General features: G+C 64.3%; 14 protein-coding genes, 3 pseudogenes and 1 riboswitch (1 of these 18 running past the window's edge). Of the genes and pseudogenes, 11 read left to right on the forward strand and 6 right to left on the reverse strand.

Annotated elements, in window-relative coordinates; genetic code table 11:
• Positions 1 to 107 precede the first annotated feature (107 nt).
• Complete coding sequence (locus BN32_RS25140; protein ID WP_040427735.1) at positions 108 to 1769, reverse strand: IS481 family transposase; 1662 nt, start codon at positions 1767 to 1769, stop codon at positions 108 to 110.
• A 55-nt stretch (positions 1770 to 1824) separates the two neighbouring features.
• A pseudogene (locus tag BN32_RS25145) lies at positions 1825 to 2429 on the reverse strand (recombinase family protein); the annotation flags it as partial.
• A gap of 192 nt (positions 2430 to 2621) precedes the next feature.
• Positions 2622 to 2704: riboswitch (ZMP/ZTP riboswitch) on the forward strand.
• A gap of 13 nt (positions 2705 to 2717) precedes the next feature.
• On the opposite strand from BN32_RS25145, the gene BN32_RS25775 reads away from it, so the two are divergent.
• Complete coding sequence (locus BN32_RS25775) at positions 2718 to 2930, forward strand: type 1 glutamine amidotransferase family protein (protein WP_019200136.1); 213 nt, start codon at positions 2718 to 2720, stop codon at positions 2928 to 2930.
• A 350-nt stretch (positions 2931 to 3280) separates the two neighbouring features.
• Here the strand turns inward: BN32_RS25775 and BN32_RS25155 are convergent, their stop codons facing one another.
• Both BN32_RS25155 and BN32_RS25160 read right to left on the reverse strand, forming a co-directional pair.
• On the reverse strand, positions 3281 to 3952 hold the full coding sequence (locus BN32_RS25155; protein WP_040427737.1) for a TMEM175 family protein: 672 nt from the start codon (positions 3950 to 3952) through the stop codon (positions 3281 to 3283).
• Positions 3953 to 4044: 92 nt separating this feature from the next.
• Positions 4045 to 5213, reverse strand: a pseudogene (locus BN32_RS25160) (zinc-dependent alcohol dehydrogenase).
• A gap of 158 nt (positions 5214 to 5371) precedes the next feature.
• Between BN32_RS25160 and BN32_RS25165 the strand changes: the two are divergent.
• From BN32_RS25165 to BN32_RS25200, 8 genes and pseudogenes are all read left to right on the forward strand, one after another.
• Positions 5372 to 5560 (forward strand): hypothetical protein, encoded by a 189-nt coding sequence (locus tag BN32_RS25165; protein WP_019200135.1) that lies wholly within the window; start codon positions 5372 to 5374, stop codon positions 5558 to 5560.
• A 54-nt stretch (positions 5561 to 5614) separates the two neighbouring features.
• Positions 5615 to 6187 (forward strand): hypothetical protein, encoded by a 573-nt coding sequence (locus BN32_RS28305; RefSeq protein ID WP_430641984.1) that lies wholly within the window; start codon positions 5615 to 5617, stop codon positions 6185 to 6187.
• A 271-nt stretch (positions 6188 to 6458) separates the two neighbouring features.
• Entirely contained in the window at positions 6459 to 7562 is a 1104-nt protein-coding gene (locus BN32_RS25175; RefSeq protein WP_040427739.1) for an L-dopachrome tautomerase-related protein, read from the forward strand.
• 144 nt (positions 7563 to 7706) lie between these two features.
• Complete coding sequence (locus tag BN32_RS25180) at positions 7707 to 8120, forward strand: GlcG/HbpS family heme-binding protein (RefSeq protein WP_019200131.1); 414 nt, start codon at positions 7707 to 7709, stop codon at positions 8118 to 8120.
• Positions 8121 to 8160: 40 nt separating this feature from the next.
• A complete protein-coding gene (locus BN32_RS25185; protein ID WP_019200130.1) occupies positions 8161 to 8469 on the forward strand; it encodes a putative quinol monooxygenase in 309 nt (102 codons plus the stop codon).
• Between the two features lie 327 nt (positions 8470 to 8796).
• Positions 8797 to 9636, forward strand: a complete 840-nt coding sequence (locus tag BN32_RS25190) for an aldo/keto reductase (protein WP_019200128.1) — start codon at positions 8797 to 8799, stop codon at positions 9634 to 9636.
• 972 nt (positions 9637 to 10608) lie between these two features.
• Entirely contained in the window at positions 10609 to 10815 is a 207-nt protein-coding gene (locus BN32_RS25195; RefSeq protein ID WP_019200126.1) for a type 1 glutamine amidotransferase family protein, read from the forward strand.
• Positions 10816 to 10985: 170 nt separating this feature from the next.
• Positions 10986 to 11615: pseudogene (locus BN32_RS25200) on the forward strand (ArdC family protein); the annotation flags it as partial.
• 597 nt (positions 11616 to 12212) lie between these two features.
• On the opposite strand, the gene BN32_RS25210 reads toward BN32_RS25200, so the two are convergent.
• Entirely contained in the window at positions 12213 to 12461 is a 249-nt protein-coding gene (locus tag BN32_RS25210) for a hypothetical protein (protein WP_019200124.1), read from the reverse strand.
• A gap of 154 nt (positions 12462 to 12615) precedes the next feature.
• Here BN32_RS25210 and BN32_RS25215 point away from each other — a divergent pair, with 154 nt between their 5' ends.
• Both BN32_RS25215 and chrA read left to right on the forward strand, forming a co-directional pair.
• Positions 12616 to 12921, forward strand: a complete 306-nt coding sequence (locus tag BN32_RS25215) for a PadR family transcriptional regulator (protein ID WP_019200123.1) — start codon at positions 12616 to 12618, stop codon at positions 12919 to 12921.
• 55 nt (positions 12922 to 12976) lie between these two features.
• On the forward strand, positions 12977 to 14203 hold the full coding sequence (gene chrA / locus BN32_RS25220; RefSeq protein ID WP_019200122.1) for a chromate efflux transporter: 1227 nt from the start codon (positions 12977 to 12979) through the stop codon (positions 14201 to 14203).
• Positions 14204 to 14248: 45 nt separating this feature from the next.
• Here the strand turns inward: chrA and BN32_RS25225 are convergent, their stop codons facing one another.
• Positions 14249 to 15953, reverse strand: partial view of a Tn3 family transposase gene (locus tag BN32_RS25225; RefSeq protein ID WP_040427743.1) — the 3' portion only. 1181 nt of this gene lie beyond the right edge of the window; 1705 of the gene's 2886 nt are visible here — the last part of the coding sequence; its start codon lies off the right edge, out of view — the gene reads right to left on this strand; it ends in the stop codon at positions 14249 to 14251.

Genomic DNA, 15953 nt, shown 5'->3' on the forward strand with positions numbered 1-15953 from the left:
TCGTGAACGATCTGCTTGTGATGCTCGGTCTCGTAGAAGCCGGCATCGACGGGCGGACGGGCGAGCCGGTAGTGGCGCATGACTTCGGTCAGCATGGATAAAGCTCCTCAACCCGCATGGGCGCGACCCGGCGGGAACCGTTCTCGTATGGCCGTCATCACCTCGGCGCGGATCAGCGTTCGGCCGAGGAGGTCGGCGATGAAGTCGAGGTCGTCCGCAGCGAGCTTGCCGAGCGGCACCCGCAGCTCGTCCGCGATCGACGCGCGCGCCTTCAACGGCGTCGCGAACGCCAGCTCCTCGAACCGGTCGGGACCGGCGAACGGCCGCGTGATGACCGCGGCGCGCTGCGGCTCGCGCGCGACCAGGTCGAGTTCGCCGGACAGGGCGGAACGCGGGATGGTGATGCGGGCCGCAAGCTCGGTGACGCGATCCTGGCGCACGTCGCGGCGGGTCTTCCGGTGCTTGCGGTAGCGGTGGATCGGCACTGGTCCACCAACCGGATCGAAGGGGCCGTAACGCTCGTCGCCGAGTTCGGCGAACAGCTCAGCGTCGAAAAGCCCCCACCACAGCACGACCGTCTCGCCGGCGAGCTCGGGATCGAGTTCGTAGGTGACGCCCGCGACCGATACGCGCGCGTCCAGCCCGACCGTGCGCCGCTCGGGCTCGCGCGCGAAGGAGCAGAACCGTTCCCACTCGCACATCGCGCGCACCCCGCCCTCGGGCTGGTTCTCCAGCCAGTCATTGATGCGCGCGTGCGGTTCGGTCCGATGATCGCGGGCATTCTCGCGGTCGACGAAGCGGACGAGCCACGCGTTCGCCTCCGCTTCGGTGTCGGGCTGGTGATGGTGGTAGAGCGTCTCGTGCGCCTCCTTCACGGTCCGGAACGGGCGCTCGACCTTGCCCTTGGCGCGCGCGGTCGTGCGCGCGCCGTCCGAGCTTGCCGGCATGTGCGGGGTGGCATCGATGTCGAGGCTCTCCATCACCCGCTTGAACACGGCCGACTTCGCGACCGGGCCGTTATCGAGATACAGCCGCTTGGGGATGCCCTGGAGCGGGTTGGTGGTCCCCTCGGGCTTGGGCGACATGGCCCGGAACAGGAAACCCAGCGCCGCCTCGACGTCCTCGCCATAGACACAATGATATTCGAGGTAGGCGAGCCCGGAGCGGTCGTCGACGACCGAGAACAGCATCAGCGTCGGTGCACCGCCCCGCTCCAGGTCCACCCAGGGTGGAGGCACGGCGAGTTGCTTCAGGTCCGACGGGCTCATGTCGAAGTGCCAAAGGTCGTTCGCGTGCTCCGCCTGAAAGCGGACGGCCGCGGGCTCGCGCGTCATGCGGGCGTGATCGTAGCCGAGCCGGCGCATATGCCGGTTCAACGTCGAGATGGTGAGCAGCCCGGGCGTGAGCTGGCGGTGGCCGTCGGGCGTATGTACGCCGTGTTCCTCGACCAGCTTGAGCGCCCGCGCGGTCGAGAGGTGGCGGCCCTTGCGGTTGGTGGTGCTCTTCTTCACTGCGGCGACGATCTCGCACCAGCGTTCCACGTCGCCGTCGCCCATGACGCGCGCATGCCCTCGGTCGGCACGATGCGCGTCGCGCGGGCGGTGATCGCCGCCCAGTGCCCGGTATAGGGTGGCGCGAGACACGGCGTAGAGCCGGCACGTCGACGCCATCATCTCCTTGCGGTCGGGATGTCGGGGCGGCAGCGCCGCCAGTCGGCGTTTCAGGGTCGCGAGCGCCTCAGCCGGAACGGGTGTCCGGCCTGCGCTCACGCCGCTTGCCGCTCTTCGCGCGCTCGTGCCGGCGTCTTGGTGCCGGCTTCCCGTCAAGGATTGCTTGGCCGGGCGCCTTGGGCGTGCCGTCGCCGTTGACATAGTAGTATAGTGTCGTGGTGGTCATGCCGAGCCGCTTGGCCACCTCGGCCGCGACCGCCTTGCGGTCGCTCAGCGCGGCCATCGCCATCTGCAGTGTGGGGCGGTCCATCTTGCGAGGCCGACCGCCCATCCGCCCCCCTGGCGCGCGCGGCCGCACTGCCCAGCGCGCGTGCGCTCGGTAATCAGCTCGCGCTCGAACTCCGCGAACGCGGCGAAGATGCCGAATGCGAGCCGGCCGTTGGCGGTCGTCGTGTCGATCTGTGCGCCGGCACCGGTGAGCACCTTCAAGCCGATCCCGCGCGAGCGGAGGTCCTCCGCGGTGATAACAAGGTGGCGGAGATCGCGGCCGAGCCGGTCTAGCTTCCAGATCACGAGCGTGTTGCCGGGCTGGAGCGCCTTGAGGCAGGCGATCAATCCAGGGCGGGCATCGTGGCGCCCGGATGCGAGATCCTGATAGATGCGGCTCGGGTCGATGCCGGCCGCGAGCAACGCATCGCGCTGCGGCTCCAGGGTCTGTGTGCCATCGGCTTTCGAGACGCGGACGTAGCCGATCAGCATTGGAGGTAGGTTCGCCCGCAAGGAAAGACGGTTGCCACCCTGCATTCTGGCGCTGGTTTCCGCAACGGCTTTTCTCATTCGAAGCGGACCTGTTCAGGTTGCCGATCGCGACCGCAAGAAAACCGGCCGTTTTCCTGGCGATCCGTTTGCCTCACCTGTCGTTCACAACCACCATCAGGGCTGGTAAGGTGACTTGCCGCGCGTGACTGGCGACCTGGACGAAGCGACCATCGGGAAGCGCGTGGCGCAAAAGGCCGCTCGCCTGGGCCGTTCACAAAAGGAGCGGCCATGAAGATCACCATCTTCCTCTTTGACGGCGTCACCGCGCTCGACCCCATTGGCGTGTACGAGTCACTCTCCCGCTTGCCTGATCGAGACATCGTGTTCGTCAGCGCGACGGGCGAACCGGTTTCGACGGGCGATCAGTTCCTAAAGCTGCATTGCACCAGCGCGCTCGCCGACATCGACCGCACGGACGTGCTGCTAGTCCCCAGGCGGTAATGGTGACGGACTGCGCGCCTGCATGGGCGATACGGCGCTCAAGGCAGAGTTTACCCGGCTCGACCGGGACACCACCATCACGGGCTCCTTCTGTACCGGTTCACTTATCCTCGCGGGCGCGGGACTGCTGCGAGGGAGACAGGCGACCACTAATTGGCGCGCGAAGGATTACTGGGGAAGCTCGGCGCAACCTGGGGCGGTACATAGAACGGGCACAGATATATGCTAAGCAGCTCGGGACAGCGGCGGGCTGAGCACCGGACGTAACGGCCGGAGCTGCCCCGGTTTGGTGGCGGGTTCGGTCCGGAGATAGTCGCCGATGAGGTTGATGTGCTACGAGCAAGACGCGATCAATCGTTTGTTCTCTCCTCTTCGCTCGGTTCTTCTCCCGACCGGTAGCGGGGCTTGGGCTGCGGCAATATCCAATAGGCGGTGGCGGCGAAGCTGAGGCCAAGGCCAATCCGAGGAGCGACCAGCGCGATCAGCACCGCAAGCGCCAGAACCGCCGTTCCCGCCACGTAGCGCCGCGTCATCTGAGTGACGTAGTCGGGCGCGAGGCGACGATCGATCAGCCGACGGTGTCGGCTCGCGTAGAACCACTTCATGAGCCAGAACAGCGATGGAAGCAGTAGCACGGCCGCGAGAATCGCACTCGCCTCAGCCTCTCCCGCGCTGCCCAAGTGAAAAGCCCAAAGCCGTGACGGATACGGCAACGCCATGATGCCGAACAGGAAGCCCAGGTTGATCAGACTGAAAACATGATCGCTCTTGGCGTAGAGACTGCCGCTGTAATAATGCTGTAGCCAGTAGATGCCGATGCCGAGGAAGCTGACGATCAGCGCCAGGTGATCCCGCCACTGTTCGGCGACCGCCCGCGCGACGTCCGCAGCGGCGGGCGGCCCGTCCGGACTGCCGGGCGGCACGATTTCGACGAACAGCAACGTCAGCGCGATCGCGAAGACCGCGTCGGTGAATCCTGCGAAGCGCTTCAGCCCGTGCTCAGCACCATGCGTGGAAGCCATCAGCCCGTCCCTGCCTAACCAGCATGCTCCGGCATAGGAGACGTGGGTTTCATCGACGAGGACAATCCAGATCGCATTGAGCCTGCTGCGTCTCAGGGCCGCAGAACCACCTTGATGACGCCGTTCTCCTTGTCGCGGAACTGCTTGTACAGTTCGGGAGCATCCTCGAGGCTGGCGGGTGGGTGACGACGAAGCTCGGGTCGATCTCGCCGGCGACGATCTTGTCGAGCAGCGGCTTGGTATAGGCCTGGACGTGGGTCTGCCCCATCTTGAGGGTCAGGCCCTTGTTCATGGCCGCCCCGATCGGGAGCTTGTCACCCATGCCGACATAGACGCCGGGGATCGAGATCGTGCCGCCCTTGCGGACGCTGAAAATCGCCTCGCGAAGGACGTGGACGCGGTCGGTGGCGAGGAAGACGGTCGCTTTGGCCTTGTCGAGCATCGCGTCGGCGGAGCCGTGAGCGGATGCCTCGCAGCCGACACAGTCGATCGCGCTGTCGGGGCCGCGATTGTCGGTGCGCGCCATCAGCTCGTCATAAACGTCGACATTGGCGAAGTTGATCGTCTCGGCGCCGCCGGCCTCGGCCATGGCGAGCCGCTCGGGCACCTCGTCGATCGCGATTACACGGCCCGCTCCCATCATGATCGCCGATCGGATCGCGAACTGGCCGACGGGGCCGCAGCCCCATACCGCCACCGTGTCGCCGGGCTTTATCTGGGCGTTCTCGGCCGCCATGTAGCCGGTCGGGAAGATGTCGGACAGGAACAAAGCCTGCTCGTCCGTGATATTGTCCGGGACCTTGATCGGCCCGACATCGGCCATCGGTACGCGCAGATATTCGGCCTGGCCGCCGCAATAGCCGCCGAGCATGTGGGAAAAGCCGAACAGGCCGGCGGGCGAGTGGCCCATCGCTTTGATCGCCATCTCGGCGTTGGGATTGGTGGTGTCGCAGCAGGAGAACAGGCCCTGCTTGCAGAACCAGCACGAGCCGCAGCTGATCGTGAAGGGGACGACGACGCGGTCGCCTTTTTGCAGGTTTGTGATTTCTGAACCGACCTCGACCACCTCGCCCATATTCTCGTGGCCCATGATGTCGCCGGCTTCCATCGTCGGCTGGTAGCCGTCGAGCAAATGGAGGTCAGAGCCGCAGATCGCGCAGGCGGTGATCTTGATGATCACGTCGCGCGGATGCTTGATCTCGGGATCGGGGACGGTGTCCACCCGAACGTCGCCTTTTCCGTGCCAGCAGAGCGCGCGCATTTCGGATTTCCTTTTTTGGGTGAATGGCAGGTGAACCAGCCATCTGGAAAAAACGTTCCTGCGTTACGGAAAGATTTGACAAAATGGCTTGGAACCGGCTGCTCACCGGCTTGTTGACGCTATCGAATCGAGCCTCAACGACCTGAAAGGACAGTCTGATGGACACGAAGCAAAAGGCGCTCGTTGGCGCTGCCGTCGCCGGCACCGCGGCCGCCGGAGCCTTGTCCGCGTCTAAGTCCGCGGGCACGGATTCGAAGCTCACCAAGGTGGCGGATTTCGACCACCAGGTGACCGGGATAAGCGTCACCGCGGATGGCCGGATCTTCGTACGTTCAACGACGCGATGATCGCCCGGTTCGAAAGCCAGACGGCGGTCCCCGCCTGAGCAGTCGGAGGCTTGAATGCCGGATCGGGCCGCAGCGGTCGAGGTTCTTCGCCGCGCCGGAAGCAATGGGGAGGGGTGCGCCGTTGGCCACCTGCTCGCTAGTTCCATTGACGAGATGGATGTCGCCGGGGCGGCCACCATCGAAACAAGGAGAGGAAAGATGCACAAAGCCCTGTTCGTGGGCATTGAAGCCGAGCCACCCCACCAGGAAGATGTCGCCGAGTTCCTCCGGGGCGCACTGGAGCCGGTCGAGCATGAGCCGGACACGCGGCACTGGTACGCGCTGCGCTTCGGCCCCGCCGACTTCGCCATTTTCGATACCTTCCCCGGCAATGCCGGCCGGCTGAAGCATCTGTTGGGCCAGGTCGGCCGCGCGCTGGTGGTGAAGACCTTCACCATCCTCAACGGACTGCCGGAGATCGAGCCGGCCGACATCCTTGCCCTCAAGCTGCCGGCCGCGGACGTCCAGCCGCGCCTGGCCCTGCACGTTCCGCTGGAGGCGCGGGACGGCGCGGAGGAAGAGGTTGCCCGCTTCCTGCAAGGAGCCCGATCGGCCGTGGAGCGGGAGCCGGGCACCCTGTCGTGGTAAGCTCTGCGCCTCGGCAAGACCCGGTTCGCTATCCTCGATACCTTTGCCGACGAGGCAGGGCGCGAGGCGCATCTGTCGGGCGAAGTCGGCACGGCACTGTCCGGAAGCGCCGCTCCGCTGTTCGCCGAGCCTCCGCAGATCCACCGCGCACAAATCCTGGCGTTCAAGATTGCATCCGCCGGCGGTGAGCAGAGGACGAGCGTGGACGCGTCGGCCGCGCCGGTCGCTTGAGAGAAGGACAGTCTGATGGACATCAAGCAAAAGACGCTGGTTGGGGCAGCCGTCGCCGGCGACTGCGGCAGCCGGAGCCGCGCTCGCGTTCAAGTTCGCGGGCACGGATTCGAAGCTAACCAAGGTCGCGGATTTCGACCATCAGGTAACCGGCGTAAGTGTCACCGAGGGCGGCCGAATCTTCGTCTGTTTCCTGCGCTGGACCGATGACGCCCCGATTTCCGTCGCCGAATTGCTGCCGGGCGGAGAACTCAAGGCCTATCCGGACGAAAAATGGAATTCGTGGCGCAACGCCAAGGCAAACGAGATGCCGGTCGGCGAATATTTTGTCTGTGTGCAATCGATCGTGGCCGATGGTCGGGGCGCCTTGTGGGTGCTAGACCCTGCGGCGCCCGGCAATGAGAAAATCCTGCCCGGCGGCCCCAAGCTGGCCCGCATCGATCTTGCCACCGATCAGGTCACCAAGACGATCCTGTTCGACGAGACGGTGGCCCTGCAGGGCACCTATCTCAACGACATCCGCTTCAGCGCTGACGGCAAGACCGGCTATATCACCGATTCCGGCACGCGCGGCGCGATCATCGTCGTCGACCTTGATACCGGCGACGCCTTTCGCGCGCTCGACGGCCATAAGTCGACGCAGGTCGAGAAGGACGTGATCGTCGAGATCGACGGCAAGCCCCTGCGCCGGCCCGACGGCCGCCAGCCGACCTTCTCGTCGGACAGCCTCGCGATCTCCAACGATGGAGCGACGCTTTACTGGCAGGCGCTGACCGGCCGCACGCTCTATTCGATCGAAACATCGAAACTGGGCAAGGGCACTCCGACCCCCGACGTCGAAGCGGCCGTGAAGACCGTCGGCACGACCAACGTCGCGGACGGACTCTGGATGGGCAGCGACGACACGCTCTACGTCACATCGCCAACCGACAATTCGGTGAAATGTTGGACGGGCGATGCGCTGGAGCCGGTGGTGACCGACAAGAGGCTGCGCTGGCCCGATACGCTGTCGGAGGGCCCCGACGGGACGATCTACGTGACTGCCTCGCATATTCAGGATACGAACTGGTACAAGCCGGGCGCCCCCGCTTCGCTGCCCACCGCGCTTTTCTCCTTTCGTCCGTTAAGCGATACCGTCGAATAGTTATGGTCGCAGGCGCTTGATTATGCGCGCCTGCAGTGGGCTATGATCGTCCCAGACGCAGCTGTGGCGCACCGAAGAGACGGCGGCGCGGCGACCGTGAAACGCCGGTCGACAATGATCCAAGTGACACCTAAGGAGGATGCCATGACCATCAAGCAAGAATCCGTATCGCTCGAAGACGCTCAGCGCGTGATCGCCGCCGGTCAGGCCAAGGCGGGCGAGATCGGGTCGCCGAGCAACGTGGCCGTGGTCGACGCGGGCGGCAACCTCGTCTCCCACATCCGCATGGACCACGCGTGGGTGGGCAGCGTCGACATCTCGATCAACAAGGCCTTCACGGCGCGCGCCTTCGACATCGCCACCAAGGACCTGGCCGAGAACGCTCAGCCCGGCAAGCAGTTCTACGGCATCCAGAGCTCCAATCATGGCCGGGTGATGATCTTCGCCGGCGGCATCCCGCTCCGCCAAGACGGCCAGGTCGTCGGGGCGGTAGGAGTGAGCGGGGGCAGCGGCGAACAGGATCAGACGGTCGCCGAGGCGGCCGCAGCCGCGTTCTGATCGTCGCGACAACCCGAACCAGGCAAAGGAGAGATTCAATATGGCAACGCAGGTCAGCAAAGCGCTTCTGGTACGCCTCGAAGCACTACCCGGCAGGGAGGACGACGTCCGCGGCTTCTTGAACCAGGGGCTGTCGATCGTCGAAGGGGAGCCCAAGACCGTCAGGTGGTTCGGAATCCAGTTCGGACCCTCGTCGTTCGGGATCTTCGACGCCTTTCCCGACGAAGACGGGCGCCAGGCGCACCTGTCGGGTGAGGTCGCGAAAGCGCTCGGTGAGAACACGGGCGTGCTCTTCGAGAAGCCCACGATCGAGCAGCTCGACGTCGTCGCGGAGAAGCAGCCCGCGTAGAGCAGGTGGCGCCCGCGGGGCGGTGCGGATCAGCCCAGGGGCTGCACGAAGCGCAAGTTTGAGTGGGAAGGCACGGTCCGCGTCGCCGGTCGGACGAGGGCGTGCCGCGGGTCAGACGGTTAGTTGGTTGAAGCGTTCGGGGTAGACGAAGCGAATTTCGAAGCGACAAGTTGTCGTAGGAGATGGAGAGATGGCGAATGAGACTCTCATCGGCCTGAAGGTTGCGATCCTAGTGACGGACGGATTCGAGCAGGTGTCGCCGCAGGCGGTGACCGCGTGACACCCGCCGCCGCGCAGCAGGGGCCGTCTTCGCCGGGACCGGAGACTATGGAGCGGCGCCCATTCGGCCCCGTGCCGCGCGAAGTCCCGGTGATCGGCCAGGGCACTTGGTACATCGACGACGCGCACCGGTCCACCGCGGTCGCCGCCCTGCGCCGCGGTGTGGACCTCGGCATGACCCACATCGACACCGCCGAGATGTACGGCGATGCCGAGACCGTGGTCGGCGAGGCCATCGCGGGGCGGCGCGACGAGGTCTTCCTCGTCTCCAAGGTCCTGCCGAGCAACGCCTCGCGTGGCGGAACGGTGGCGGCCTGCGAGCGCTCGCTCGCGCGCCTGCGCACCGATAGGCTGGACTGCTACCTCCTGCACTGGCCCGGCCCGCACCCGCTCGAGGATACCTTTGCCGCCTTCGAGCGGCTCCGCGAACAGGGCAAGATCCTGTCCTGGGGCGTTAGCAACTTCGACGTGCCCGACCTCGATGCCGCGTGGAGGGCGGGGGGCGAGGACCGGATCGCCTGCAACCAAGTGCTCTACAACCTGGGCGAGCGCGCGATCGAGCACGCCGTGCTGCCTTGGTGCGAGGCGCACGGCGTCGCCGCCGTCGCCTACAGCCCGTTCGGCCATGGCGACTTCCCCGGCCCGAGCACGCCGGGCGGCCGCGTGTTGGAGGAGATCGCGGCGAACCACGGCGCGACCGCGCGCCAGGTTGCGCTCCGCTCCCTGGTGCGGCGGCCGTCGGTGTTCACGATCCCCAAGGCGTCCAGCCCCGAGCACGCCGCCGACAACGCGGGTGCCGGCACATTGCGGCTGACGGACGCCGAACTCGCCCGGATCGACGCGGCATTCCCGCTCGGCCCCCGGCCGCGCCGGCTTCCCATGCTGTAGACCCCTGCCCACACTTGGCTGAAGCAGGTGCTCGGCCTGCACATCGTCCCGGTGGCCAGCAGCCCGATCGAGCCGGCCTCCGGACAATCGCCTAAGTAGTCTTACGCTGAGCGGTCGTCCGCGCAACGTGAACGGCTATCCAGAAGCGGACATCCGATAGCGCATTCGCGATGGCACCGACGTCGCCTGCATCCCATATTACGCAGATAAGGAGAGGCAGATGGCCGGCGGTTGGACGCGCGATGGCGCGGTTCAGGATCAGATCGACGATACGGTGGCGGACGCGGTGCTGGCCGCCCGGGCAAGCATGCCCAGCGGAGCGAGTGAGCCATATTGTGCAATCTGCGGCGACGACATCCCCGGGGGTCCGCCGTCCGCGCCATACCCGGGGTGCGCACCTGCGTGACCTGCCAGGGCAGCCGCGACCGGCCGCTAGCCGCAGCGTTCAATCGGCGGGGCAGCAAGGACAGTCAGTTGCGGTGATCACAACCGACTCCACGCTGCCCCTTGTCTGACCAGACCCGAATTCGGACACAGTGCGGCGCCAGGCCTGAGGTTGCGCCTTGCACCTGCAATCCGCCAAAAGCGACATATACGCGACCAGTGTCGCAGCACGGCTTAGTGGCTCCGCCAAGGGAGCCGCTAAGCTATTTAGGCTTTTGAAGAATCTGGCGTGCCCGGATAATTTCGAACAATCTCTTGATCGTAAAAATCCCCGGGGAGAGGCGTGCATTCGCTTCTAGGAACCGACAACTTGGGCCTGAACGCCCGATTTCGGCTTGCTTGGTAGCCGACCAGAAAGTGTGAACGAGCGGCAGTTATGCTCTAAAGCGGCCGGTCCGGTTTCCACCATCAGCAGACATTCGGCGGTGATCCCTCCAACTAGATCCGACCAAGGGGACCGGGCCGCTTAGCGTATTTCTGTGCCCGTTTTATGTAACGACCCCAACATATACCGGCGACCGGGTCACCGTGGATGGAAAGTATTGGACCTCCGCAGGCGTCACCGCCGGTATCGACCTCGGCTTGCGGATTTGCGAGCATGTCGCGGGGCCGGAGATTGCCCAGGCTGTCGAGCTCGCGATGGAGTACGCTCCCGAGCCACCCTTCGGCATCGGCGATCCTCGACGCGCAGCCCCGGAATTGCGCCAGATCATTGATGAAGTCCTGAACGGGTGAGTGTGGTCGCCAGCTAACATCTGGCCATCTCACAAAGCGTGCGCCGACGCGAAGGCATCCCGCGTCGGTATCACTTAGTGTGCGCCCGTTCTCAGATAGTGTGCGTCCGGACAGCCATAGAGTCTTAGAGAGCGTGCGCCGGAGTGCCCCTATAATCTCGCGCCGAGCCGATCATCATTGCAGGCCGTCACATCTATGCGCGCATCACCGATCGCATCGTCGCGGATCTGGAAAAGGGTGTCCGGCCTTGGGTCCAGCCCTGGAGCGCGGGGCATGCCGGACGGCGGATTACCCGGCCGTTGCGCCACAACGGCGAACCCTACACCGGCATGAACGTGCTCCTGCTTTGGTCGGAGGCGCTCGCGCGTGGATTCACGTCGCCGACCTGGATGACGTTCAAGCAGGCGATCGAGCTCGACGGCCATGTCCGGAAAGGCGAGTCTGGCGCGACCGTCATCTATGCGAGCCGCATCACCCGGACGGAAACCGACGCCGCTGGCGGCGAGGTCGAACGCGACATTCCGTTCCTGAAAACCTACTCGGTTTTCAATGTCGAGCAGATCGCCGGGCTGCCCGACCACTTCTACCGGCAGGCGGCGCCGGTGATCGATCCAGTCCAGCGGATCGCGCACGCCGATCGCTTCTTTGCCAATACCGGCTCGGTGATCCGGCACGGCGGTTCACAGGCATACTACGCGCCGGCGACCGATCACATCCAGATGCCGCCGTTCGCAGCCTTTCGCGACGCCGCGTCCTACGTGGCGGTGTTGAGCCACGAGCATGTGCATTATGCCGTAAGCTGGATTATGCCGCATGGCCGAGTTCGGCGGCTGCTGCGTCTGCTGTCGGCCATGCGGCAGTTCGGCATAATCAGAGCGCTTTGAAGAAGGCGAGTATGGGGTGGCAAGCTGCCCGACCGCTTCTGGGCGCCCAAGCCGGGAAAGCGGCCGTTCAGCAGGCTACTGTACTTTGACCGCAATGCGCCCCCTTTCCGGCCGTTCGACTGCCGCTTGCGGCGTCCCGAAAGCCGACATTGCTCACGGCGTAGCCAAGCGCAAGCCGATTACTTCGGCGTATATGTTCGAATCCCACCCGGTCCGCCACTTTGGTAAAAACCGGGAACGCCGATTCCCGCCGACTTTCCTCCTTTGGTGGCTACCGGCGTCCTCAATAGGGTGTTTTTTGCTGCCCTCGATGTAGATCGCGTCGTCCGCGATCTCGGCGTGTTGGGCGAAGGCGCGGACATGTTCCCGCCGATAGCCGCCCTTTCCAAGCCGGAGGCGAGTGCGAGCTTCGCTTGCCAGTTCCGGCACGGCCGCTTTGGCGTGAATCTAAATTCAAACAGCAAAGCGCCCGATGGATTGCACCGGGCACTTCTTTCTCAAGTCACCTCGAGATTACTTGGTAGCGAGGATTTCGAAATTGTGGACGTTTGCCACCACACCGTCGTCCCATCCACCTGAGATCAATTCTGAAGCCTTTTCATTCAGGAGTCCGGCGACTTGTCCGGCAAAGTGCGCTTCGCGGCCAGAGTTGTCGGCAAAGATGTCGAAGATGGCGAAGTTGTTCCCGTCAATCTGCAGCGCCGCCCAGAACAATGTCTTGGGTTCAGTTTCTGCGACGATGGGGCCGGCGGCGGTCAGCAAGGGGGCGTTTGCGGAAGGGGGCGGAATCCTACGCTAAGCGAACGCATCATTTTAGAAAGGCAAATCCTGCTATTGACGCGACACGGGCAATTCATACTATCGAATTTCGATAACGATTCTCGATAAAGTGGATGCCTTGGGATCATGTGGACATATGGAACATCAAGATCTGCTGAGCGGACTCATTCGCCTTCACGTTCTGCATCATGCAGCCGAAGGCGAGGTTTATGGTCAGTGGATGATCGAGGAACTGGCCCATCATGGCTACAAGTTGAGTGCCGGGACGCTCTATCCGATGCTGCGATCGATGGAGAAGAAGGGCTATCTAGTTTCCGAGAAGCAACGTGCGGGTCGCTCCGTCCGGCACATCTATCGAGCCACGCCGCTCGGCCGCGAGGCACTGGAGATGGCTCGGGGCAAGGTCCGCGAACTGATCGGCGAGATGATAGAGCACCGCTGAATCAGCTTACCTGCGCTTACCGTATAGAGAACCTGAGTGTCGTCGGGAGGTTGGGATGACAGCGCATGATAATTCCGTGCGCCTCGCGCAACCTATCGCAGGCTCGCCTTTTGAAGTCTTTCGCGTGTTCCTCAAACTCGGGCTGACGTCCTTCGGCGGGCCAATTGCGCATCTTGGATACTTCCGCGATGAGCTGGTGGTGCGCCGCAAGTGGATCGACGAGGAAGGGTATGCGGATCTCGTCGCCCTCTGTCAGTTCCTGCCCGGACCCGCTTCGAGTCAGGTCGGATTCTCGCTCGGTGTCCTGCGCGGCAATGGGTTGCTCGGCGGGTTGGCCGCTTGGCTCGCCTTCACGATTCCGTCGGCCGCAATCCTGTTTGCCTTCGCGCTCGGCGCAGCGGCATTTACGGGAGCGATAGCGGAAGGTGTGTTGCATGGCTTGAAGCTGGTCGCCGTCGCCGTGGTCGCGCAGGCGATCTGGGGCATGGCGAAGAACCTCACACCCGATCGGGAACGCGCCGCAATTGCCTTGGTGGGGATCGCGATTGTGGTTTTCATCGGCGGCTCGTTCGGCCAGATCGGGGCGATCGCGCTGGGAGCCGTTGCCGGACTCTGGCTCTGCCGTGGCGAGCTTTCCAAGCCAACAGGCCATCTCCGCTTTCCGGTTTCGCGTCGCGGCGGAGCAGTCGCCCTCATTGTGTTTCTGGCGCTTTTCGTGATCCCGCCGCTGCTGGTCATGACGACTGGCCATCAGGCGGTGGCGCTGTTCGATGCTTTCTACCGCTCCGGCGCTTTGGTGTTCGGTGGCGGACATGTCGTGCTCCCCTTGTTGCAAGCACAGGTGGTGGCGCCGGGTTGGGTCACGAACGAATCCTTCCTGACCGGCTACGGTCTCGCGCAGGCCGTCCCAGGGCCGCTGTTCACCTTTGCTGCCTACCTCGGCACGGTCATGGGCCCCACGCCCGATGGACTCGTGGGCGCGTCCATCGCGCTCGTTGCGATCTTCCTGCCGGGTGTCCTGCTGGTCTACGGAATGCTCCCCTATTGGGATGCGCTGCGGTTGCGGCCGACCGCTCAGGCCGCCATGCGTGGTGCAAACGCCGCCGTCGTCGGCATCCTCGGCGCAGCCCTCTACGACCCGGTTTGGACAAGCGCGGTTCTATCACCACCGGATTTCGCATTGGCGTTGGCCGGGTTTCTCCTGCTCACCGTCTGGAAGACGCAGCCGTGGATCGTCGTCGTGCTCTTGGCCGCAGGCGGGACATTGCTTCATGTGATTTAAGAATGTCGCAACGGAGCGGTTAGGAGAAGCGACAGCATAGCGGCGCTATGCCTTCGGCCACCTATATTCGCCGGTGAGGTTGATGTGCTCCCATCCCAGCGGCGAGACATGGGCCAGCAGATCGGGCGATAGCACCTTTCCATCGCGCTTCTGGTTGGCGACGACTTCGCCCAGTTTCATGGTGTTCCAGAAGATGATGATGGCAGCGAGGAGGTTCATGCCGGCGATCCGGTAATGCTGGCCTTCGGCGGATCGGTCGCGGATTTCGCCTCGCCGGTGGAAGCTGATGGCACGTTTCAGCGCATGATGGGCCTCGCCCTTGTTGAGCCCGATCTGGGCGCGGCGTTGCAGTTCGGCATCCAGAATCCAGTCGATCATGAACAAGGTCCGCTCGACGCGGCCGACCTCGCGCAAGGCCGTGGCCAGTTCGTTCTGTCGCGGATAGGAGGCGAGCTTGCGCAGGATCTGGCTGGGCGCGATGCTTCCGGCGGCAATGGTAGCGGCGATGCGCAGGATATCAGGCCAGTTGCGCTCGATCATGGCCTGGTTGATTTTTCCGCCGATCATTGCCCGCAAGTGGGCCGGGGCGGCCGATGGGTTGAACGCATAGAGCCGCTTGGACGGCAGATCGCGGATGCGGGGCGCGAACCGGTAGCCGAGAATGGCGCATGCGGCAAAGACGTGATCGGTGAAGCCACCCGTGTCGGCGAACTGTTCACGGACATGGCGGCCGGCATCGTTCATGAGCAGGCCGTCGAGGATGTAAGGAGCTTCGCTCGCCGTTGCAGGGATCACCTGGATTGCGAACGGCGCATATTGGTCCGAGACGTGACTATAAGCTTTCAGGCCCGGAGTATTGCCGTATTTCGCGTTGACCAGATTCATGGCCTCACCATGCTCTGTGGCGGCGAAGAATTGCCCGTCGCTCGAAGCCGAGGTGCCCATGCCCCAGAACCGGGCCATGGGTAACGCCGCCTGCGCCTCGACGACGATCGCCAGCGCCCGGTCGTAGGCTTCGCCCTCGACATGCCACCGTCCAATGCGGATCAATTCCCAGAAGGTGTGGGTGTTCGTCGCGTCAGCCATTTTGCGCAGGCCGAGGTTGACCCCTTCCGCAAGAATGACGTTCATCAGACCGATCCGGTCGGCGCAGGGCGCTCCCGTGCGCAGATGGGTGAACGCTTCGGTAAAGCCGCTCGCTGCATCCACTTCCAATAAGAGATCGGTGATGCGCGTGGGCGGGATCTGCTTATAGAGATCAAGCACCAGATCTTCGGCGCCGATCGGCGCGGCGGCTTCGAGCTTCTCGATATGCAGAACGCCGTTTTCGATCGACCCGCCGGGAATCGTTCCCGAGCGTGCCGCACGCCCCAGCTCGCGCAGCCGGATATCGAGGCGGGCTTGCCGATCTGCTAGCCATTCCTCCGGCCGTAATGGCACAGCGAGACGGCCGTCTTCCGCGACAGCTTGCGCCGGAACGAGTGCCTGTTTCAGATCGCCATAGCGCCGGGATCTGGCCAGCCAGATATCTCCGGAGCGGAACGCATCGCGCAGATGGAACAGAACCGCAATCTTCCAGAGGCGAGTATCACCGGCCGCCTGGGCACGAAGATGGCGATGCCACTTCGAGCTCGGCCGCAGGAAGGCGGTTTGCGCGGCATCGTTCGAACCGGTGCGCAGTGCCGTCACTGCTTCCAGAAGCGGCTGCGCAACAGGGGCGGCCCGGAGGTCGAGCAGGCGTAGCATGCGG

The sequence above is a fragment of the Afipia birgiae 34632 genome, assembly GCF_000308295.2.
Taxonomy (GTDB): Bacteria; Pseudomonadota; Alphaproteobacteria; order Rhizobiales; family Xanthobacteraceae; genus Afipia; species Afipia birgiae.

Coding starts and splice junctions, on each gene's coding strand:
- BN32_RS25775 (WP_019200136.1), top strand. CDS start 2,718: ATGAAGATCACCATCTTCCTCTTTGACGGCGTCACCGCGCTCGACCCC.
- BN32_RS25155 (WP_040427737.1), bottom strand. CDS start 3,952: ATGGCTTCCACGCATGGTGCTGAGCACGGGCTGAAGCGCTTCGCAGGA.
- BN32_RS25165 (WP_019200135.1), top strand. CDS start 5,372: ATGGACACGAAGCAAAAGGCGCTCGTTGGCGCTGCCGTCGCCGGCACC.
- BN32_RS28305 (WP_430641984.1), top strand. CDS start 5,615: ATGCCGGATCGGGCCGCAGCGGTCGAGGTTCTTCGCCGCGCCGGAAGC.
- BN32_RS25180 (WP_019200131.1), top strand. CDS start 7,707: ATGACCATCAAGCAAGAATCCGTATCGCTCGAAGACGCTCAGCGCGTG.
- BN32_RS25185 (WP_019200130.1), top strand. CDS start 8,161: ATGGCAACGCAGGTCAGCAAAGCGCTTCTGGTACGCCTCGAAGCACTA.
- BN32_RS25190 (WP_019200128.1), top strand. CDS start 8,797: ATGGAGCGGCGCCCATTCGGCCCCGTGCCGCGCGAAGTCCCGGTGATC.
- BN32_RS25215 (WP_019200123.1), top strand. CDS start 12,616: ATGGAACATCAAGATCTGCTGAGCGGACTCATTCGCCTTCACGTTCTG.
- chrA (WP_019200122.1), top strand. CDS start 12,977: ATGACAGCGCATGATAATTCCGTGCGCCTCGCGCAACCTATCGCAGGC.